At 66.3% G+C, this 20,211-nt stretch carries 25 protein-coding genes; 19 read left to right on the top strand and 6 right to left on the bottom strand.

The window, feature by feature from the left end; genetic code table 11:
* Positions 1-34: 34 nt before the first annotated feature.
* Both HMI58_RS14100 and HMI58_RS14095 read right to left on the bottom strand, forming a co-directional pair.
* Positions 35-598 (bottom strand): MFS transporter, encoded by a 564-nt coding sequence (locus HMI58_RS14100; protein ID WP_171620628.1) that lies wholly within the window; start codon positions 596-598, stop codon positions 35-37.
* A gap of 75 nt (positions 599-673) precedes the next feature.
* Positions 674-1,414: a GAF and ANTAR domain-containing protein gene (locus HMI58_RS14095; protein WP_171586157.1), complete on the bottom strand. Its 741-nt coding sequence runs from the start codon at positions 1,412-1,414 to the stop codon at positions 674-676.
* A 408-nt stretch (positions 1,415-1,822) separates the two neighbouring features.
* Here HMI58_RS14095 and HMI58_RS14090 point away from each other — a divergent pair, with 408 nt between their 5' ends.
* From HMI58_RS14090 to HMI58_RS14080, 3 genes are all read left to right on the top strand, one after another.
* Positions 1,823-2,068 carry a hypothetical protein gene (locus HMI58_RS14090; protein WP_171620626.1) on the top strand — a complete coding sequence of 82 codons (246 nt, stop codon included), beginning with the start codon at positions 1,823-1,825 and terminating at the stop codon, positions 2,066-2,068.
* A gap of 89 nt (positions 2,069-2,157) precedes the next feature.
* Positions 2,158-2,610, top strand: a complete 453-nt coding sequence (locus HMI58_RS14085) for a hypothetical protein (protein WP_171620624.1) — start codon at positions 2,158-2,160, stop codon at positions 2,608-2,610.
* A gap of 93 nt (positions 2,611-2,703) precedes the next feature.
* Positions 2,704-3,543 (top strand): aldo/keto reductase, encoded by an 840-nt coding sequence (locus HMI58_RS14080; RefSeq protein WP_171586154.1) that lies wholly within the window; start codon positions 2,704-2,706, stop codon positions 3,541-3,543.
* A gap of 104 nt (positions 3,544-3,647) precedes the next feature.
* Here the strand turns inward: HMI58_RS14080 and HMI58_RS14075 are convergent, their stop codons facing one another.
* Genes HMI58_RS14075 through HMI58_RS14060 form a run of 4 tightly spaced genes read right to left on the bottom strand, consistent with a single transcriptional unit; the run spans position 3,648 to position 6,814 of the window.
* The gene (locus HMI58_RS14075; protein ID WP_171620622.1) at positions 3,648-4,034 is read right to left on the bottom strand and encodes a flagellar assembly protein FliW; all 387 of its coding nucleotides are present in this window, start codon (positions 4,032-4,034) and stop codon (positions 3,648-3,650) included.
* Positions 4,031-4,906: a flagellar hook-associated protein FlgL gene (flgL, locus tag HMI58_RS14070; protein ID WP_171620620.1), complete on the bottom strand. Its 876-nt coding sequence runs from the start codon at positions 4,904-4,906 to the stop codon at positions 4,031-4,033. Before flgL ends, HMI58_RS14075 begins: the two co-directional genes overlap by 4 nt.
* Positions 4,907-4,909: 3 nt before the next feature.
* Complete coding sequence (flgK, locus tag HMI58_RS14065) at positions 4,910-6,319, bottom strand: flagellar hook-associated protein FlgK (RefSeq protein ID WP_171620618.1); 1,410 nt, start codon at positions 6,317-6,319, stop codon at positions 4,910-4,912.
* Positions 6,320-6,328: 9 nt separating this feature from the next.
* Positions 6,329-6,814 (bottom strand): flagellar protein FlgN, encoded by a 486-nt coding sequence (locus HMI58_RS14060; protein ID WP_171620616.1) that lies wholly within the window; start codon positions 6,812-6,814, stop codon positions 6,329-6,331.
* A 180-nt stretch (positions 6,815-6,994) separates the two neighbouring features.
* Between HMI58_RS14060 and HMI58_RS14055 the strand changes: the two genes are divergently transcribed.
* The 16 genes from HMI58_RS14055 to HMI58_RS14895 all read left to right on the top strand — a co-directional run bounded on the left by HMI58_RS14055 (position 6,995) and on the right by HMI58_RS14895 (position 20,205).
* Positions 6,995-7,813 carry a sigma-70 family RNA polymerase sigma factor gene (locus HMI58_RS14055; protein WP_171620614.1) on the top strand — a complete coding sequence of 273 codons (819 nt, stop codon included), beginning with the start codon at positions 6,995-6,997 and terminating at the stop codon, positions 7,811-7,813.
* Between the two features lie 127 nt (positions 7,814-7,940).
* On the top strand, positions 7,941-9,131 hold the full coding sequence (locus tag HMI58_RS14050; RefSeq protein WP_171586148.1) for a flagellin: 1,191 nt from the start codon (positions 7,941-7,943) through the stop codon (positions 9,129-9,131).
* 161 nt (positions 9,132-9,292) lie between these two features.
* Entirely contained in the window at positions 9,293-10,681 is a 1,389-nt protein-coding gene (fliD, locus tag HMI58_RS14045; RefSeq protein WP_171620612.1) for a flagellar filament capping protein FliD, read from the top strand.
* Positions 10,678-11,106 (top strand): flagellar export chaperone FliS, encoded by a 429-nt coding sequence (fliS, locus tag HMI58_RS14040; protein WP_171620610.1) that lies wholly within the window; start codon positions 10,678-10,680, stop codon positions 11,104-11,106. The genes fliD and fliS overlap by 4 nt, the downstream gene beginning before the upstream one ends.
* Positions 11,099-11,407, top strand: a complete 309-nt coding sequence (locus HMI58_RS14035; protein WP_171620608.1) for a hypothetical protein — start codon at positions 11,099-11,101, stop codon at positions 11,405-11,407. The genes fliS and HMI58_RS14035 overlap by 8 nt, the downstream gene beginning before the upstream one ends.
* Positions 11,408-11,546: 139 nt before the next feature.
* Positions 11,547-11,888 (top strand): flagellar basal body protein, encoded by a 342-nt coding sequence (locus HMI58_RS14030; RefSeq protein WP_171586259.1) that lies wholly within the window; start codon positions 11,547-11,549, stop codon positions 11,886-11,888.
* Positions 11,888-12,280 (top strand): flagellar basal body rod C-terminal domain-containing protein, encoded by a 393-nt coding sequence (locus HMI58_RS14025; protein ID WP_171586144.1) that lies wholly within the window; start codon positions 11,888-11,890, stop codon positions 12,278-12,280. Before HMI58_RS14030 ends, HMI58_RS14025 begins: the two co-directional genes overlap by 1 nt.
* Positions 12,280-12,594: a flagellar hook-basal body complex protein FliE gene (gene fliE, locus HMI58_RS14020; RefSeq protein WP_171586143.1), complete on the top strand. Its 315-nt coding sequence runs from the start codon at positions 12,280-12,282 to the stop codon at positions 12,592-12,594. Before HMI58_RS14025 ends, fliE begins: the two co-directional genes overlap by 1 nt.
* Positions 12,594-14,210, top strand: coding sequence for a flagellar basal-body MS-ring/collar protein FliF (gene fliF, locus HMI58_RS14015; protein ID WP_171586142.1), 1,617 nt, complete (start codon positions 12,594-12,596; stop codon positions 14,208-14,210). The genes fliE and fliF overlap by 1 nt, the downstream gene beginning before the upstream one ends.
* Complete coding sequence (gene fliG, locus HMI58_RS14010) at positions 14,207-15,247, top strand: flagellar motor switch protein FliG (RefSeq protein ID WP_171586141.1); 1,041 nt, start codon at positions 14,207-14,209, stop codon at positions 15,245-15,247. The genes fliF and fliG overlap by 4 nt, the downstream gene beginning before the upstream one ends.
* Positions 15,237-15,836, top strand: coding sequence for a FliH/SctL family protein (locus tag HMI58_RS14005; protein WP_171586140.1), 600 nt, complete (start codon positions 15,237-15,239; stop codon positions 15,834-15,836). The genes fliG and HMI58_RS14005 overlap by 11 nt, the downstream gene beginning before the upstream one ends.
* Positions 15,837-15,907: 71 nt before the next feature.
* Positions 15,908-17,158: a FliI/YscN family ATPase gene (locus HMI58_RS14000; RefSeq protein WP_171620634.1), complete on the top strand. Its 1,251-nt coding sequence runs from the start codon at positions 15,908-15,910 to the stop codon at positions 17,156-17,158.
* On the top strand, positions 17,158-17,586 hold the full coding sequence (locus HMI58_RS13995; protein ID WP_171620606.1) for a flagellar FliJ family protein: 429 nt from the start codon (positions 17,158-17,160) through the stop codon (positions 17,584-17,586). Before HMI58_RS14000 ends, HMI58_RS13995 begins: the two co-directional genes overlap by 1 nt.
* Complete coding sequence (locus tag HMI58_RS13990; RefSeq protein WP_171620604.1) at positions 17,583-18,329, top strand: C40 family peptidase; 747 nt, start codon at positions 17,583-17,585, stop codon at positions 18,327-18,329. Before HMI58_RS13995 ends, HMI58_RS13990 begins: the two co-directional genes overlap by 4 nt.
* Positions 18,329-19,711, top strand: coding sequence for a flagellar hook-length control protein FliK (locus HMI58_RS13985; protein ID WP_171620602.1), 1,383 nt, complete (start codon positions 18,329-18,331; stop codon positions 19,709-19,711). Before HMI58_RS13990 ends, HMI58_RS13985 begins: the two co-directional genes overlap by 1 nt.
* Positions 19,712-19,776: 65 nt before the next feature.
* On the top strand, positions 19,777-20,205 hold the full coding sequence (locus HMI58_RS14895; protein ID WP_171586135.1) for a flagellar hook capping FlgD N-terminal domain-containing protein: 429 nt from the start codon (positions 19,777-19,779) through the stop codon (positions 20,203-20,205).
* Positions 20,206-20,211 lie beyond the last annotated feature (6 nt).

The following is a 20,211-nucleotide window of genomic DNA, read 5'->3' as shown; positions in this document are numbered from 1 at the left end:
CGTGCTCTGTCAGCAGGGCAACCCAGAAAATCCACTACTCGCGGATTCGGGTCAGTACGGCGGGCCACGCCATGGACGGGCGCCACCCAACGGTGGCCAGCAGGACCCCGTTGATCACGGGCCCCACCAGCGACGGCGCCACCCACATGAGGGCGTAGAGGCCGAAGGCCCGCTCCCGCTCACCGGCGTCGGGGTAGAGCTCGCTCAGGATGCCCATGCCAAGGCCGCCCATCAAACCGGACGCGACGCCCCGCAACGCCAGCCCGGCCACCAGGACCTCCATGGTGGGTGCGGCGACTGACAGGCACACCCCGAGAACCAGCACCAGGCTTGAGAGGCTGAGCTGGGCCTGCGGGCCGATCCGGGCATACAGGTAGGGACCGAGGGCAAGAAAGGCGATACCCACCACGCCGGGCAGGGCCACAGCCAGCCCGTACAGTGCCAGACCATCCAGTTCGGCTGCGGCGACCGGCAGTACCGCCGCATAGCTCAGCCCCGTCATGCTGGCCGCGAATTCAGCCATCAGGAAGGCAGCCAGCAGCCGGCCACGGGGACCCGCAAAGATCAGTCGGAGGGGTGGTCGTCCAGCCTGGGCCATGACTGGCATGCTAGCAACCCAGTGGTCCGTCCACGCTGGCAAGCCTGCCGTGCTGCTGGCTCGCCAGCGGGGCGGCTACTTGTCGAAGTGCGTGGTGGTGGGCGCCTGGTTCGCCGAGGCGACGACGGCGCTGGCGACGTCGCGCAGTTTGATGTTGCGGGCGCTGGAGGCGGCCTTCAGAATTTCGACTGCCTCGTCCTGGGAGCACCGATTCTGGGCCATGATGATGCCGGCCGCCAGATCGATGACGGTGCGTGACTGCATCGCCGCTTCCAGGTGCTTGCTGGCGTCGCTGAGTTGGGCCATGCGTACTGCCAGCCGCAAGGATTTGGACGCTTCAAGGGCGAAGGCCTCGGCGGCGGCCACCGCGTCGTCGCCGAACGCGTTCGCCTCGGTGGAGTAGAAGTCGAGGCCAGCGCGTGATTCGCCGCCCAGGGGCACCGGGATGCCCAGGGCCGAGCGGATACCGTGTTCGGCCACGGCGTCCCGGTAGTCGGGGAACCGGGTGTCGTTGGGGACGTCGCGCACATGGACGACGACGTTCTCCCGCGCCGCCCGCAGGCAGGGCCCGTCGTCGAAGGCGTACTGGATTTCGTCGGTGCGCTGGGCGAGTTCGCTGCTGCTCGCGACAGTTCCCATCGTGCGGGGCCGCAGCAGGGTCAGCCCGCATAGGACCTCGCCTGCGGCCTTGGACGAAAGGGTAGCGGCGGCCAGCTGGGTCAGCCCCGTCAGGAAGGTGCTTACATCGTCGGTGTCCATCACCATGTCGATCAGGACGTTGTGAACGTCCGCTTCAACGCGCGGGATCTGTGACATGCTGTCCTCCACTTCCGGGCGTTGCCGAACAACCCCCTAACCTGACGAACCCAACTCTAATCGTTGGGGCCGCTCTGCGGGGTGTACCGGCACCCGGAAACCGCCGACGTGACGGTGGAAGGCGGGCCCGGATGGGATATAGTCGTAGACAGGTTGAGCAGACAGCCACTGGAACTTCTCCTCTTAAGCAGGATTTCAATGGCTTCAGTGCTGCACGGATTGCCCCTCTGGGCCCCGGTCAAGACATCCCTTTCTCCCCGCACTGCGGGCATCCTTCACGCGCCCAGCCCGCTGGCTATCCCGCGCCTGTAGACGCCCAGTCCTGCGTCCGGCCAACCGGTGACCCAACCGCCTGGCCCTGCTGCCGAGTCAGCACCTCCTAGCACACAGTCATTTGGAAGGACCCCTATGAACGACACCACCCGCCTGACCCCCGATCAGCCGTTTCCCGAAGACCTGACCCAGCTCCAGAACATTGAGGTTGAGGTCCTCAACAGCAGGATTCATCGGGAACTTGATGCCGAGTACGTGCGCTACGGCCTGCCGGACCCGGAGACGGAGGGCCGCCTCGAGGAGCTCACCGAGGAACTCGACCGCCGGGAGCACGAAGACTACCGGGCCAATCTGGCTCCGAAAGAGCGTGCCGGCGAGTAGCAGGCGCCGCACGGCAAGAGGCCCGGGGGACCGGATGGGGGGATTCCCAGGGCCATCAAGGATTGGTCCACCGTGAGACCATAATTTTCATGGGATTTTTTACTGCTGCCCGTCAAGGACGCAAGGACGACGCGGAACTCGGTACCGGCGTCTGGCGTCGCGCTCACGACCGTTTCCGGCGAAGCCTGGACCGCTACCACCAGATCCTGGAGGGAGTGGCCGACGACGACGTCTACAACCAGCTCGCTCTGCTCGCCAACGACCTGGGGCCGCTACTCGAACGGGTACGGGTGGTGTGCGTCACCGCCCAGGCGTCCTCCCCAAGCGAGGGGATGGATATCCCCGGCGCCCTCACCCCCGTGCACCGCGCTCTGTCGAGGGCTGGTAACGCCCTGGCCACCACGGCGGAGGCGGCAGCGATGGCACGGCTCGACGGCGAGCGGTGGGGACTTGCGTCAGCCGGTCTGGAGAACGTCAGGCGCCGGGCTGAGCTGGTGGAGGAAGACATTGCCGAGGCAGAGCGCCAGCTGGCTGCCAGCTAGCGTGAGTGATCAGGAGTAGGCTGACGAAATATTTGGGCGCGGGCGGCGGTTCACTTAATCACAGAGTATTTATTCGCACCGCGAAAGGCATACATGACTACCTCACCAAACCTCACCTTCCATGACGGCGTCACCATTCCCCAGCTGGGTTACGGGGTGTGGCAGGTTGACGACAACACCGCCGAGGACGTCGTCGGACGGGCCTTCAAGGCTGGCTACCGGCACATCGACACGGCTGCCGCCTACCAGAATGAGGCAGGTGTAGGCCGGGCCATCGCCAACTCGGGCCTCGACCGGAGCGAACTCTTCATCACCACGAAGCTGTGGAACGCCGACCAGGGCTATGAAAGCACCCTGAAGGCCTTCGACACTTCGATGGAGAAGCTCGGTCTGGAGAAGCTGGATCTGTACCTGATCCACTGGCTGCAGCCCAAGCAGGGCAAGTACCTCGATACCTGGAAGGCTCTCATCGAGCTGCAGAAGCAGGGGCGGGTGACCTCGATCGGTGTCTCGAACTTCACCGTTGAGGCGCTGCAGGAGATCATTGACGCGACAGGCGTGGTCCCGGTCATCAACCAGGTGGAAACCCACCCGTTCTTCAACCAGGCCCAGCTGCGGGCATTCCACGAGGACAAGGGCATCCTGCACGAGTCCTGGTCTCCCCTGGGTTCCGGCAAGGGACTCCTTGAGGACCCCACGCTGGTGGAGATCGCCGCCAAGCATGACGCCACCCCGGCGCAGGTTGTTCTGGCCTGGCACCTTGCACTCGGCAACGTCGTCATCCCGAAGTCAGTGACCGAATCGCGGATCGTCGAGAACTGGAACGCATTGGATGTCACCCTCGACGCGGGCGACCTCGACGCCATCAGCGCACTCGACAAGGGTGCCGAAGGCCGGATCGGCGCGGACCCGGCAACTGCCGACTTCGCCTAGTCACAGAATCATCAGCAGAAAAGAACAACCGGGTGGGAAAGTTTCCACCCGGTTGTTCTGTTTAAGTCGTGGGGTCAGCCGCAACCACTGTGGCGGCGGGCCCGCTACTGCTGGGCGTAGTCGGCCAGCTCGGCCCGGACCGGCCAACCGCCCCGTTCAAGAATCACCTGGGTGCACCGCCCGGTGTCCTGATTGACGACGATCGGAGCCATCAGGTTCACGGTGGTTCCGCCGTCACCCGGGTTGGCGACGACCAGGAACGTCAGCTCCTGCTCTTCCGGCAGGTCAAGGGCGTCGGTGTGAGAGGCGGGAATGGCCGGATGGTAGTCCGGCAGGTAAACGGCCGTATCGAGCACATACAGCCGCAGCGACGCGTCATGGCTGGCCTGCAACGCGTACAGCCCGTCCGCTCCGTCGATCTTGTCCAGCGAGAAATCCACCAACGGATCCAGTCCGGGCGGCGGCGAAGTAAAGGTCAGTGCCGCACTCACCTCAAGAAATCCATCAGGGTGGGCTGCAGGACCCGGGCCGTGACGGCAAGCGCCGACTGGTAGGTGACCTCCTGCAGCTTCATCTCCAGGATGACCGCTGCCAGGTCAACGTCCTCCACCCGGGCGCGCTGCGCCCCGAGCGACACTGATTTCTCCACATTGACCTCCTCGGAACGCAGGATCTGGGCGTGGCGGGTACCCGCTTCGGCCTGGTGGGAGCGGATCGCCGTGAGCCGGGTGTCCAGTGCTCCCAGATGGCGCGATACCTCGGCTCCCGACCGCAGATCAGCTTCAATGGTATCCAGAAGCTTGAACACCGAGGCGTCGCCGGTACCGAAAATCGCCGCACCATCAGCATCCACGCGCACCGTCACGTCTGCGTCGATCCGGCGCTCAACCGCGCTGCCACCCGTGTGGTCCAGGTTATCGGTGAAAGCGACCCCGGCATCGGAGTTGCCCGCAAAAATGGTCCGCCCCTGATGTTTGGTGTTGGCCTGGGCCAGCAGCTGGTCCCTCAGGGCCGACACCTCAATGGCGAGTGCCTCGCGACCCGATGCCGACAATGATCCGTTGGATCCCTGCACGGTGAGGTCGCGGACCTTGTTCAGGGTGGCACCCGCCATGGACAGCGATGCATCGACGGCGGTGAGCCACTCGTCGCCGTCGGCGATGTTCCTGCCGTACTGGTCGACGGCGCGGAGTTCCGCGCGCACCCGGAGAGACTCGGCTGCCGCAGCAGGATTGTCCGACGCACGGGTGAAGGACTTCTGTCCCGATGCCTTGTCCTGCAACTCGGCCATCCGGGCGAGGTTGGTCTGCAGGTTGCGCTGGGCAGTCTGCATCATGGTCTGGTTGGTGACGCGGGTGATCATTGGTTACCTTCCCACTACGCCGGTGCGGTTGATCAGGGTATCGAGCATTTCGTCTATTGCAGTGATGACGCGTGCCGCCCCCTGGTAGGCATGCTGGTAGGCGAGAAGGCTCAGGTTTTCCTCATCCATGTCCACTGATGCGTTGGCTTGCTGGCGGCCAATTGACGACGACGACGCCAGGTCGGCGAGGACCGAGGTCTGCAAAGCCGCTTTCGTCTCCACACCGAGCTGGGTGACGAACCCGGCCCAGGCGGTGTCGGGCGCGTCGGCGCCAGCACCCAGCTGGGAGATCGCGTCGGCGTTCGCTCCGTTAAGACCGCCGGCCCCCGGCGTTCCCGCGGCAATGCCCGATGCGTCCACCGGTACGACTGTGAGGTTCAGTGCGGCGGGATCTCCGCTCACTCTGAAGAAGTCCAGACCGGTGGTCCCGTCCACGGTGGAACCCTGGGAATGGACCGCATTCACCTTGGCTGCCAGGTCTGCAGCAAAGTCGTTGTAGAAGGTGGCTGCCTCGGCGAGGGCGCCACCGCTGGTGGCGGGAGCCAGCGCCGCAAGGGCACCGGCGATCTCCCCGCCGTCGAGTCCTGCGGGGGAGCCAGGCCGGTGACTGAATTCAACTTGCACGGCGTCGGCGCTCGCCAGGTCCAGCCGGTTCGGACCGGAGACCGCAAGGGTGCGCACGGTGTCCCCGGAGACCAGCGGGTTGCCGCTGATCAGGACGTCGACGGTGCCGTCGCCCTGCTGGCGCATGCTGGCCCCGGTGAGCGCCGATATGCCCGCCACCAGGGTGTTGCGCTGGTCGATGAGCTCGTTGGCAGAACCGCCTGCTGCGAGGACCTTCCGCACCTGGTTGTTCAGCTCAGCGACCTGGGTGGCAGCAGTATTCACTTCCGCGACCAGCGTGGTGGCGTCCTGGCGAAGCTGTGACCACTGCCCCTCGACGGCCTTGTAACCCTGGGCCAGCCGGGACGCGAGGTCGGTCGCTTCGTGCAGCAGGACAGCGGTCGGAGCGCCGCCTCCGGCGTCGTTGGACAGGCCCTGCCAAGCGGACCAGAAGCCCTGTAACCGCGCCGAGAGCCCATTGTCGCCCGGCTCGGACAGCGATCCTTCGAGGGTGGAGAGTGTTGCAGCCTGCACCGACGAGAACCCGGATCCGGCAACAGCGATGCGCACCTGCGCATCGAGGTGGGCGTCGCCGAGCCGGGCGATGCCGTTCACCACCACTCCCTGGCCGGCACGGACGCCGGTCGAGAACAGCCCAACTGCCGGTGCCCCGACCGAGCTGGTAGCAACCCGCTGGCGGGTGTATCCGTCGGTGTTGGCGTTGGAAATGTTCTGGCCGACGACGTCGAGGCCGCGGCGTGCAGCGGTAAGGCCGCTGAAGGCGGTGTTCAGGCCGCTAAAGGTGCTCATGGGGTTGCCTCACAGGTCCTTGTCAAAGAGGTGGGCGTTGTCGGACGGCGTATTGGAAGTGCCACGTGAGTCGTAGAGTCCGGCATCCGGGTTGAGCCGCGACAGTGTTTCCTGGGTGGATCGTGCAGCGGCGCGCAGGAACTGCTGGTTGGCATCGCGCAGGGTCCGGATTTCGACGGTCAGCTCGGTCATGGCCGAAAGGTGGGAGGTGAAGATATCGCCCCAGGGCCCCTCGGGTGCCTGGGCAGCGAGCTCGCGGAGGGTCGCATCAGGCTGGGTTCCCCATTCGCCTGCAAGAGCGGCAACCTCGACGGTGCGGGCCAGACCGGCTGCGCGAAGACGCTCCAATACCGACTCCACCTCGCGGGTAGCGTGCTGCAGCCACCTGGTCTTACCGGTTGTCAGAAGTAACTGTTCTTCCTCCAACTTAAAGACCAATAACTCCAGCAATTCGCGTTCTTGCCAGAGCAGTGCGGACAACTCATGCGCTCCCACACTGCCGCCTTTCCATCCGAATCACGCGTCCAGCGTGGTCGCCTTTAACTATCGGCATTGCCAAACGCAATGTTAGTGGTATCTTTCATCTTGTAACCGTCAGCGCATGGGTAACAGGTTTCATTGCCCCAGTCAAAGTGCGTTGGCGACTCTCGCACGAAAAGAGTTGGGGAACTCGCCATGAATCGGTCTGACCGAAATAAGATTGTCGTGGACAATTTACCACTTGTAGGCTACCTCGTTTCTGAGTTGTGTGCTAAAGCAACTCACCTGTCCAGGGACGATTTGGCTTCCGTCGGTGCTATTGCACTGATCACTTCAGCAGAATCCTTTGATCCGTCACTGGGTGTACCTTTTGGTGCCTACGCACGACGCCGGATCACTGGCGCCTTCGCCGACGAGCTGCGCTCCATCGACTGGGCGCCTAGGTCGGCGCGCCGCCGGATCCGGGAGACCCTCGCGGTGCAGGAGACGCTCACCGCGTCCCTCGCGCGGACTCCCACGGTGGATGAGATCGCGTCCGTCCTCGGGGTCGAGCGCAGCGTCGCTGACGCCGCCCTGAGCGACGCCTCACGCACCGTATCCGCCCTGGATGACAGCATGGTCGACCTGCTGGTCGCCAACAGCTCCTCTCCGGAGGCCACCCTGCTGGCGTCCGAGCGCCTGGTCTACCTGCGGGCAGCGGTGGCTTCCCTTCCGGAACGGATGCGCTGGGTGATCGAGCAGATCTACTTCGAGGATCGCTCAGTGAAGGATATTGCCGAGGAACTCGGCTCCACCCATTCGGCAGTTTCGCAGCAGCGGTCGGAAGCCGTGCGGTTGCTGCAGGACGGCTTGAGCACCCACTACGCGGACGAGCCAGCCGTCCGCCACGTACCCCGGTCCCGTATCTCACCCAACCGTCGGACCGCCTACCTTGCGACTCTCGCGGACCAGACAGCGGGCGGGATTACCCGGGCCCATCACCCGGCGCCCCTCCTGGATTCCGCCGCCTCATAAAGTGCAGTGCAGAAAGTCTCAAGTTCTGCGGGATTTTCTCTAACGCCCCCGTTTCATCTTCCGATAGCTAAGGTTGCCAGCCCATGGATGGGCCGGCGCTTTATACCCACTCACGGAGGAATACATCATGGGTTTTCAGATCAACACCAACGTCTCGGCAATGAATGCCTACCGCAACCTGTCGATGACACAGAATGACATGTCCAAGTCGTTGGAGAAGCTGTCCAGCGGCCTGCGCATCAACCGGGCAGCTGACGACGCCGCCGGGTTGGCTCTCGCTGAAGGCCTGAAGTCGCAGGTGGGTGGCCTGACCGTTGCATCCCGCAACGCACAGGACGGCATCGGCGTTGTTCAGACCGCTGAAGGTGCGCTGACCGAGGTCCACTCGATCCTGCAGCGTATGCGTGACCTGGCAGTTCAGGCCGGCAACGACTCGAACAACGCTGAGTCGCGTGGAGCGATCGCGACCGAGGTCGAGGGGCTGACCGCTGAACTGGGCCGCATTGCTGAGAACACCAACTTCAACGGCAACAAGCTGCTCAACGGCTCGACCCAGACCATGAGCTTCCAGGTGGGTGCTGGTGGGGATGAAAGCAGCCAGATCTCGGTCAACCTGTCCGGCGCCAATGTGAAGGCTGTTGCTGACACCCTTGGCGCAGTAGGCGGCGGCGGTACCCGGTTCGATATTGCCGCTTTTGACGGAACGACTGGTGCTCCAACCGATCTGGCCGAGGCTGAGTACAGCTTCAGTTCAGTCAAGGACGGTGTAACCACCACAGTTGCGGTTACCCCGGACGGCGGCACGGATAACGCCTTCACCAGCGTCGAGGAGTTCGCTGCAGCATTGAACGCGGATAGCGATTTCGCCTCCAACTTCACCGCATCGGTTGTGAAGAACGAGAACGGCACCGGTACCGGCATTCTGGTCAAGGCAAATGACGGTGGAGATGTCGATGTGACCGATCCAGCTGGTGGCGGACTCGGTGCAGGTACTGCCATTGCTACGGGAGCGGCCGGCCTCGATTTCTCCACCGCAGAAGGAGCGCGCGCAGCCATTGGCGCCATCGATGCCCAGATCAAGGACATCTCCTCCGCCCGCTCCGAGCTCGGTGCTGTGCAGAACCGTTTCGAATCCACGATCAAGAACGTCAACGTCTCGATCGAAAACCTCTCTGCGGCCGAGTCCCGCATCCGCGACACCGATATGGCGAAGGAAATGGCCGACTACACCCGGTCCAGCATCCTGTCTCAGGCCGGTACCGCGATGCTGGCCCAGGCCAACCAGATGAACCAGGGTGTCCTGCAGCTGCTCGGCTAGTCCGCAGCGCTAAAGGCTAAAGGTGCCGGGCGGTGAGAGGGAACGACTTGGACCTCACACCCTCCCACCGCCCTGCATTCCTTTGCCTGCGCCCTCTTCACCACGTAGAGACCCGCTCACAGAAACCATCACCAACTGCACGTCCAAGGGAGGACTAGACCATGGCACTCGGCATTGACGGCCTCGCCAGCGGCCTGGACACCACCACCCTGATCAATCAGCTCATGCAGCTGGAGGCCCGACCCCAGGCCCTCCTGAAGAACAAGGTCAGCGAATCGCAGACCCTCGTCTCGGCGCTGCAGCAACTGAACACCCGGGTGGCAACACTCGGTTCCGCCGCGGAGAAGGCAGCCCTTCCCGCAGCATTCAACGTTTTCAAAGCCACCAGCAGCTCCACCGACGTCACGACGACGGCGGGCAGCACGGCGAGTGCCGGATCCATGGACATCACAGTGGACCGGCTCGCGCAGAACCAGGTCTCCGTCACCGCGGCGATGACAGCCTGGCCGGATTCCCCACCGGTCATCACTGTCACCGGCGCAGACGGCACGGCCACAGAAATCACCGCTGCCACCTCTTCACTGGACGACATGGTCGCGGCCATCAACTCCTCGGAGTCGGGGGTTACCGCCCTGAAGGTCGCATCAGGGGTGGACGCCAACAACGAGCCGCAGTACCGGCTCCAGCTGTCCTCGGTTGACGCCGGAGCCAGCGGCGCGTTCACCGTGCACCGGGGCACAGCCGCCGACACCGCGGCAGGCACCGCCACGAATCTGCTCACCGTGACTGGGGCGGCAGAAGTCAGGGCGGCGCAGGACGCGCAGGTCACCCTCTGGGCGGGGACGGCCGCGGCTCAGGCCGTGACGTCGTCGTCGAACACGTTCAGCAACCTCCTGCCCGGTGTGGACGTGACGGCGGCCAAGGTTTCCACCGACCCGGTCACCATCACGGTCGGCAAGGACCAGGCGGCCACCACCAAAACCGCCAAGGATCTAGTGGATTCGCTGGCGGGGGTGCTGGGCTACATTGCCACGAACTCGTCGGTGACCACTTCCGAATCCACCGGCAGTTCGGTGGCCCGGGCGGGCCTGTTCACCGGCGACAGCGGGGTCCGCGGCATTTCCGCGCGGATCCTATCGGCCGCCACCGCGCCGGTCGACGGGCGGTCGCCCTCGGAATTCGGTATCACGCTGACCCGTACCGGAAGCGTCGAGTTCGACGCTGACAAGTTCGGGAAGGCACTGGCCGAGGATCCTGCCGCGGTGCAGGGCATGCTCTCGGAGATCGCCTCCCGGGTGGCCGGTGTCGCGAAGGAAACCTCAGACAAGTTCGACGGCGCCATCACCTTGCGGATCCAGGGCCAGGAATCCGAGGTCAAGGAACTGAACACCCAGGTTGCTGAATGGGACCGCCGGCTCGAGACCCGGCGGTCAACCCTCGAACGCACCTACACCAACCTTGAGGTTCAGCTATCCCAGCTGCAGTCACAGGGTGACTGGCTGACCTCACAGCTTGCAAACCTGCCACGGATGGAGAGCTCGAAATCGTGATCACCCTAACCAGCGCCTCGGCACAACGGGCAGCCTACAACCGGGATGCCGTCCTGTCGGCGTCGCCCGCCCGCCTGCTGACCATGCTCTACGACCGCCTGATGCTGGACCTGGCCCGGACCGAAACGGCCCAGTTGGAGCAGGACTGGTCCGTCGCGTCGGAGAACCTGATCCACGCGCAGGCGATCATTACCGAGCTCAACCTCTCCCTCGACACCGGCAAATGGGACGGCGCCCACGGGCTGAAGTCCCTGTACTCCTACGTCATGACCACCCTCGTCGAGGCCAACATCAGCCGCGACGTTTCCCGGACCCGCGAGTGCATTGCGCTGCTGGAGCCGGTCCGGCAGGCCTGGCATGAGGCCGCCGCGCAGCTGCCGGTACCCGCACCCGCCGCCGGGACGGGAACCCTCGGTTTTGCCTGACCTCACCCACAACGAGTGGGAGGCTGTCCTTGACACGCTGGAGCGGGGCATCGCCACGGCGGCGAACGCCCAGCACGACGACGCCGTGGACGCCTCACCCGGATGGCACCCGCCGTCGGACCCGGGCCCGCTCCCGGCGGACCTCGTGGGCAGGGCCCGCCGAATCCAGGCAGCCCAACGCAGCATCGTCGACCAGCTGCGCTCCGCGGTCCGGGAGAACCGGCAGCACCACGCCCTGCTGGGCGCAGTGAATGCGTCCACCGCACGTCCCGGAGCGGTCTACCTCGACGTTGCCGGATAACCGGCCAAAAACTTTAACCTCCCGTTCCCCTAACCAACTGGATTCGTCCTGCCGATAGTGGCAAATGAGCATGGATCGCTCACCCACCAGGCCATGGACCGGCCGCATTCGCCTCATCTTGATGAAGAGGGTTTCCGCCGTGTTCGATTCCGTGACCTCGGTTGCACTGGGCAGCGCTTTGGACGGGCTGTCCCTGCGACAGCGCGTGACCGCCAACAACATCGCCAACGTCAACACCCCCGGCTACCATGCCCAGCGGGTGAGCTTCGAGGACGCGTTGAAGCGATCGGTGGCGAACGGTGACGGCCGCGTGGTCAGCTCCACCGACCGGTCCCTTGAACCCACCCGTCTCAACGGCAGCAACGTCAACCTGGATACCGAAACGCTGTCCAACATTGACACCGTGCTCCGGTACCAGTTCGCTGCCCGCGCCGTCGAGGGCCAGTTCACCAGTGTGCGCACCGCGATGAGGAGCAACTGATGACCTTCGACGCCATCGGGATCGCCGGTACGGGTCTCACCGTGCACCGCAAATGGCTGGATACCGTCGCCGACAACATGGCCAACGCCAACACCGTCACGTCCACCGACGGCGCCGCCTTCCAGCAGCGCTACGTCACCGCCCAGGAAGGGCAGGGCGTCAGCGGCGTGTACGTGGCGGGAGCCCAGTTCGGTGATGCCGAAGGCCGTGTGGTCCACGAACCGAACCACCCCCTGGCCGATGCCGACGGCAACGTCAGGTATCCGGACATCGACATGGGGGCCCAGATGGGCCACCTCATCCTCGCCCAGCGCGGCTACCAGGCGAATGCCGCCGTCGTCGACCGCGCCAAGGCCACCTACGAAGCTGCACTCCAGATCGGACGCTCCTGATGCCCATTTCCGCCCTTCCCTCAGTGGGCTCCGTCCAACAGGTCACCGGCACCGGATACCTGCCCCAGACCCAGGCGGTCGCCTCGGACCAGGGTGCCGGCTTCACCACCGCCCTCACCGGTGCGGTGGAGAACCTCCAGTCCCTCCAGTCGACGTCGAGCGCGCTGGCCGTCCAGGCGGTCACCGGAGACCTGAGTGACATCCACAACGCCACCCTCGCGTCCACCCGCGCCCAGGTGACGCTTGAACTTGTCGCCGCGGTCCGCAACAAGGGCGTCGACGCCTTCAACGAGATCATGAGGATGCAGGCCTGATGCCCCAGTCATTCAGTTCAGTCATGACCCGCCTGGGCGATGCGGTGAAAGCGTTCACCATCGCCCAGCGCACCATCGCGATCATTGGTGTGGCGGTCCTCGCCCTCGGCGTTGCCGCCCTCGTCACCTGGTCCATGAAGCCCAGCTACACGCCACTCTTCTCCGGTCTGAACGGCGAGGACGCCTCGATCATTGTCGAGCAGCTGCGCACCGACAACATCCCCTACGAGATCTCCGGGGGCGGTGGCACCATCCTGGTCCCTGAGGAGAGCGTCTACGACCAGCGGCTGAAGGCTGCAGCGGCCGGGCTGCCGTCGTCGTCCACCGCCGGCTATTCACTCCTCGACGACATGGGAGTCACCTCCTCCGAATTCCAGGAGTCGGTGACCTACAAGCGTGCCCTTGAGGGCGAGCTCGCGGCGACCGTCTCCGCGCTGAGCGGCGTGAAGAACGCCTCGGTCCGGCTGGCCATCCCCGAAGAATCGGTTTTCGTCTCCGAGGCAGGCACCCCCACCGCTTCCGTGTTCATCGAAACGGACAGTGGAGTGACGCTCTCCTCCGAGCAGGTCCAGGCGGTCGCCCACCTCACCTCGGCCTCCATCGACGGAATGGTTCCCGAGAACGTGGCAGTGATCGACGCCGACGGCAACGTGCTCTCCGCTGTGGGCGTCGGTGCCACCGGCAGTGTCAACCAGCAGTCCTCCGACTACGAGGAGACAGTGCGCGCCTCGGTGCAGAGCATGCTCGACCGGGTAGTCGGGCCGGGCAACGCGTCGGTAGTGGTCGCAGCCGACATGAACACGGAGTTCGCTGAACGGGTGGAGGAATCCTTCACCACACCCGACGGCGACCCGGCCCTCAACGAATCCACCACCACCGAAGAGTACGAGGGAGCTGGGGGAGCCGCTGCAGGAGTGCTCGGGCCGGACAACATTGCCGGTCCCGACGACACCGGGGGCGAAGGCAACTTCAACTCGGAGACCAGCACCCGCAACAACGCGGTCAACAAGATCACCGAATCCACCACCATTCCCGCGGGCGCCATCAACCGTCAAACCGTTTCAGTGGCCCTCGACGAGGAAGCCGCCGGCGCTCTCGACCTGGCCGGTCTGACCGGCCTGGTCACCGCCGCGGCCGGGATCAACGAGGACCGTGGCGACCTGGTTACCGTCGAAGTGCTCCCGTTCAACAACGCAGGTGCAGCGGAGGCCGCCGAGGCGCTCGCCGCCGCCGATGAGGCCGCGGCGGCTGAGGCGCGGGCCCAGTTGATGATGCAGGTCGGCGTGATCGCCGCGCTGGTGCTGCTGGCCATCATCATCGCCCTCGTGGTGTACGCACGGAAGTCCCGCCGTCAGCGGCGCGAACCCGTTGACCTGGGTGAGCTTCAGGAGGTCATCCCGGTCATCGGTGGCCCGGCGATCGGTGATCTGGGCCCCACCCGGATGGTCGAACCGGCCCCCGATACCACCTCGATTGACCTGAGCGCCATCGCCGAGTTGGGTCACGAAGACGCGATGAGCCGGAAGCGGGCCGACATCGAGGCCATGGCCGTCAGGGACCCGGCGAAGACCGCCGACTACCTGCGGAGCCTCATGGATGACAGGCAGCCGGTATGAGCGAGCTCGTCGCCACCCCCGCCCACCCCACGGCCGAGACGCTGACCGGAACGCAGAAGGCCGCGATGGTGCTGATGCAGCTCGATCCCGATCACGCTGCGATAGTGCTCCGCCAGTTCTCGGACAGCGAAGCCGAGGAGATCGTCTCCGAGATTGTCCGGCTGCGCCGGGTCGACGCATCGATGGCCGATGAGGCGCTGTCGGAATTCCACGAACTCAGCAGCAGCGGGCGTCGCCGGCCGCGCGGTGGCCGCGACGTCGCCGCTGGCCTGCTCGAAGCTTCCTTCGGGGCCGATCGGGCAGCCGGCGTGATGGATCGCCTGGCCTCCTCCATGGCCGGCAAAGCCTTCGAGTTCCTGGACACGGTTGATCCCCGGCAGATCCAGACCCTGCTCGACGGCGAACTTCCGCAGACGGTGGCGCTGGTCCTGGCGCACCTGCGCCCGGAGCACGCCTCGGCGGTGGTGTCGGTCCTCGACGATCCGTTGCGGACCGACGTCGCTCAGTGCATCGCCACCATGGGAACTGCCACCCCCGAGGCTGTGGGAGTCGTCGCCGAAACCCTCAAGGTTCGCTCCGGCGCGATCGGCACCCCCCACCAGACCATTGCTGTAATCGGCGGGATCCAGCCCCTCGTCGACATCATCAACCGCGCCGACGTCTCCACCGAACGCGCCCTCCTCGCCGGACTCGACGACCGGGACCCGGAACTGGCCGATGAGGTGCGCGCACGGATGCTCACCTTCGCGGACATCGTGAACCTCGACCGCAAGGATGTGCAGCAGGTGCTGCGCGGCCTTGATTCGGCGGTCCTCGCCTGCGCCATGAAGGGTGCCTCCACCCAGGTCATCGACATGATCCGCAGCAACGTGTCCGAACGCAACCGCGAGATCCTGGACGACGAAATCAAGGCGGCAGGACCGGTGCGCATTTCACTGGTCGAGGAGGCGCGTGCCCTGGTGGTCCGGGCCATTCGCGACCTGGAGGCGCAGGGAACCATCACCATCCAGCGCGACGAGGACGAGTATGTCTACTGACGCACCCGTGTTTGCGCATGCCTTCCCCTCCCTCGCCCTGCCGACGCACGGCAACGCGGACCGCAGCCATGCCCAGGGCCACGCGGCCGGGTATGCGGCGGGAATGCGTGCAGCGGCGGTCGAGGTGAGCCGTGTTGCGGCTGCCCAGGAGGCCGAGCTTGCCGCCTTCCAGCAGGATCAGCGGGCCCGCACCGATCAGGCGGTGCGAAGCCTGGAAGCTGCCGCGCGGGCCTTTACCGCGAGGGTGGCGATGATCGACGGCGCCTCCCAGCAGTTGGTGCACGCGGCCGCGCTGGACCTTGCCGAGGCGATCATTGGCGCACAGCTGCGCTCCGAGGATCCCGCGCGGCTCGCATTGGGGCGGGCACTGCGGGACGTGGACCCCGACGACGTTCAGCGCGTGCGGCTGTCAACCGCCGACTGGTCCAGCCTCGACGAGCAGACCCGTACGTCCGCCGGTGTCACCCTGGTGGCAGACCCGACGCTGGCGAACGGTGACGCGATGGTCGATCTGGCCGACGGCTACCTCGACGCCCGGATCGGATCCGCCCTGTCACGGGCGCGGCAGGCTTTGCAGGACCCCGCGTGAACGCCGTCCTCACCCAGCCTGCCGATCGCCTCAGGGCCGCCGTGTTGGCGGCCGCCCCGGTCCGGCTGGGGATGGTCTCCTCGGTGGTGGGTCTCGGCGTCGAAGTCGCGGGTCTTGACTGCGGGATCGGCGACCTTGTCACCATTGGTGAAAACCCGGGGGTCGACGCCGAAGTGGTGGCAGCCTCCCGTTCCTCCGTGCACTGCATGCCGCTGGGCCGGCTGGTCGGGGTCAACGCTGGAACCCCCGTCAGTTCCGCCGGGAAACCACTCCTGGTACCCACCGGCGCCGGGCTCCTGGGACGGGTCCTCGACGGTCTGGGCCGGCCCATCGACAACCTGGGTCCACTGCAGTCCGCCCGGATGGTCCCCCTGGACCATCCGACGCCTCCGTCGATGAGCCGCACCCGGATCACTGAGCCCCTGCAGTTGGGCGTCCGGGTGATGGACAGCCTGACCACGGTTGGCAAAGGCCAACGCATGGGCCTGTTCGCTGGCAGCGGCGTCGGAAAGTCCTCGCTGCTCTCGATGATCGCCCGGGGAACTGATGCCGCCGTCTCGGTAATCGCCCTCGTCGGCGAGCGTGGTCGCGAGGTCAGGGAGTTCCTGGAGGACGATCTCGGACCCGAGGGCCTGAAACGGTCAATTGTGGTGGTGTCCACCTCCGACGAACCCGCGCTGATGCGGCTGCGCGCTGCCTTCGTCGCCACCCGCATCGCCGAGGCGTTCCGGGACGAGGGGACCGACGTGATGCTGATGATGGACTCCCTCACCCGCGTCGCGATGGCGCAGCGGGAGATCGGCCTGTCGGTCGGGGAGCCCCCCGCCACCCGTGGGTACCCGCCGTCGACCTTCTCCCTGCTCGCCCAACTCCTGGAACGCGCCGGCACCGGCGAGCGCGGGTCGGTGACTGGCATGTACACAGTGCTGGTGGACGGGGACGACCACAACGAACCGATCGCCGATTCGGCCCGGTCCTTCCTGGACGGTCACGTCGTCCTGGACCGGAAGCTCGCTGTCGCCGGCCATTTCCCGTCAGTGGATGCGCTGGCGTCCATCTCTCGGGTTGCTTCGCGAGTCAACACCGCCGAACACAGCAGGGCAGCAGCGTTCCTGCGGAAGGTCCTCTCGGCACGCCGGGCGGTCCAGGACCTGCTGGACGTGGGCGCCTATCAGCCCGGTTCCAACCCGCTGGTCGACGCGGCCATCCAGCACGAAACCGCCGTCAACACCTTTCTGCAGCAGTCCATGAGCCAGCAGACCCCCATTGAGCAGACCTGGGCGCAGCTCGAGAAGCTGGTCAGATTGCTCGGGGCGCCATGATGGCCCGGACCTTCCCGCTCGCTGGTCTGCTCCGGCTCCGCCAGATCCACCAGGACCAGGCGAAAGGTCAGCTCGCTGCGGCGAACGCTGCAGTGCGCGCACGGGCTCAGGACCGGGGGACGGCGCTGACCTCCCTCGACCGGTCGGGCAGCCGCGTCGACTCCGCGCAGGCGCTCGCCGCTGTCGCGGCCGCCCGCGCTTCCTCGCGCAGCATGCTGCGCGAGCTCGAAGCACTCGAAACTCGGAGCCGGATGGACCTGGAACGCGCGCAGGCGAACTTCGGTGCTGCGCGGGCGCGGACCATCAGCCTGGAGAAACTCGAGGAAAAGCACGTCGCCGCGGTGCAGGCGGAGGATTTGTCGGCCGAGCAACTGGTGCTCGATGAAATTGCTGCCAATGCCCGGCACCTGAGGGGGAATCAGAGATGACAATCGTTGACACAGTAGGCCGGATCCAGCAGATCCAGTCCACCCTGACCCGGCTTTCCACGCCTGTCGCGGCTGCCGCTACCACCCCGGCGCCCGCGCCCACGTCGACGTCGTCGTCCTCGTCGGCATCCACCGGATCCGAGGGGCCCACCCGTGCATTCGCGGACGCCCTGGCGGCTGCGGCGGCCGGTACGCCACCTGCCGCCTCCGTCCCCGCCACCGTCAGCACCGCGGCGGTCGCACCCGCCCAGCCGATGGCCACCGGAGAAGCTACCAGCTCCGACGTCGTCGCCGCAGCCAACCGGTACGTGGGAGTGCCCTATGTCTGGGGCGGTACCGATCCCGCCGTCGGAATGGACTGCTCGGGCTTCACCCAGCGGGTGTACCGGGACCTTGGCATCGAACTGCCCCGCGTGACCTGGGACCAGATGAAAATGGGCACCGAGGTGTCATCCCTCGCGGAGGCCCAGCCGGGTGACCTGCTGTTCAGCCTGGACGGGGGACATGTGTCCATCTACCTCGGAAATAACAAAGTCATCGACGCGCCGCAGCCCGGCCAGAACATCGCGGTCCGTGACGCCTGGGAGAACGATGGCAACCTGGACTCCATCCGCCGAATCGTGCCCACTGACTCCGAAGCATCCGAAATGTCAGCCCTGACTGAGGGTGCTGCCGCCAACGGCGCCGCGCTCGCGGATCTGGTCGCTGCAGCACAGGCTGCCTTCGTGTCGGGACGGCCCTGATGAGTTCGCTCGCCGCCGTCGGCGCCCCGGCGCCCAAGGGTGCGCCGTCGATGACGGCGAAGGGAGCGTCCGACGGCGGGGGAGCCTTTGGCCCAGCGCTCACACTGGCGCGCGGGCTGCTGGACCCTCCAGCCGTGAGGCCAGGTGCAGGATCGCGGGCCACCCCCGGCCCGGCTCTGCCGGTCGACCCGGCGGCGACCGCAACCGCCGCGGGAGAGACCGCGCTTGCGGCTCTTGGGGTCGTGCCGGGCCCGGTCCCTGGTTCATCGCTTGCCGCCACACCTATCGGCCTGTCCGTCACCGGCGCGAGAGGCACTCTGGACGGGGCTGACCCCGCGAACCAGGCGGAAGCCGGCACCATCCCCTCGGGATCCGCGCTCTCCCTGGGTCTGCCGGACAACCGTGCCACCTTCCTGAGCCGGGCGGCTCAGGGTGCGCGGGTTGAGGAGTCGGCCGCGCATGTGCCGACAGGGTTGCCACCCGCCGGTGGGGAGCCAGCCCTGCCGCCAGCCGTCACTTCGTCAGGGTCCGCGACGGCTGTCACGCCAGTGGCCGGGTCTCCGGCCGCGTCCGCTGTGCCCGGGTCCGCTCCGGCCGCGTCCGCTGTGCCCGGGCCCGCCCAGACCACACCGACCCAGCCCCCACTGGGCACTGCTCCCCTGACCGCCGCTTCACCGGCTGGTGCAGCACAGGCCGTCCCAGTACCGGGTGCCCCGCAGGGTGCGCCGGGTGCTGGTCCGCAGGGGATGCCACCCGCGCTGGCTGTCCTAGGTGCTGGATCACCGCGTTCGGCTATCCCGGCCGCCGAGCCGTCGGCCGCCGGCACGCTGCAACCGGTCGCACCAGCAGCGCAACCGCCGGCAATGCAGTCCGCAGCGGCCCAGACTGCAGTGTCCGCGCCACCCGCCCCACCCGCGCCTCCGGTCCCGCTGGCCACCCAGCTGTACAAGCCAGTATTCAGCCTGGCCAGCGCCTCGAAGGGGGAACATCTGATCACCGTACGGGTGGCACCCGATGAGTTCGGTCCGGTGACCGTCCGGGCCCTCGTCACCGCGGAGGGCATGCGCGTCGAGCTGTTCGCTCCCACCGAAGCCGCACGGGAAGCACTCCGCGGGATGCTTCCGGATCTGCGCCGCGACCTTGCCGCCCCCGGCCTGCACGCCAGCCTGGATGTCTCCACCAAGGACCAGCCCGGAGGCGGGGATTCCGCCCGCGGCGACGCGGACGGCCAGGGGCCAGCCAGACAGGACCACGGCCGACCGGACCGCACCCGGGAGCCTCCTGCCCCGCCCGGCCCTCCCAGAAACGACCCCTCACCCGAGGAGTCCGGTCTCCCCGGCGGAACCTCCTGGAACCGGTCCACCCTGGACCTGCTCGCCTAAGCACCGACCGGCACACCCGCCAAGACCCGTCTCGTACCCGCCCAGCCAACCAAAGGACCCACCCCGTGCCAATTGAAGCGGTCGAAGCCGCACTACCCTCCTTCCAGGGTGATCAGGTTCAGCGCGCCCCCAAACAGGCCATGGACAGCGAGGTCTTCATGTCGCTCCTGGTCAGCCAGCTCCAGAACCAGGACCCCAGCTCGCCCATGGACACCAACCAGATGATCTCCCAAACCACCCAGCTGGCCATGATGGAGAAAATCACCGAAATGACCGGCACCATCGAGGAGAACTTTTTCCTGGAGATGCGCACGTCGGCTGCGACGCTGCTCGGCAAAGAGGTCAGCTACACCGACGACGCCGGTTCGACGGCCACTGGTATGGCCAGCGCCGTCTCCTTCGCCGGCCCGGTACCCACCGTCACGATTGGGACCGCATCCATCCCGCTCGACCAGATTTCCGGGGTTGTCACCCCGCCAACCGCAACCTTCTGACCCACC

This window comes from Arthrobacter sp. 147(2020), assembly GCF_013116715.1.
Lineage (GTDB): Bacteria > Actinomycetota > Actinomycetes > Actinomycetales > Micrococcaceae > Arthrobacter_D.
The sequence above is the reverse complement of the archived record's forward strand: the minus strand, read 5'-3'. Positions and strand labels throughout refer to the sequence as shown.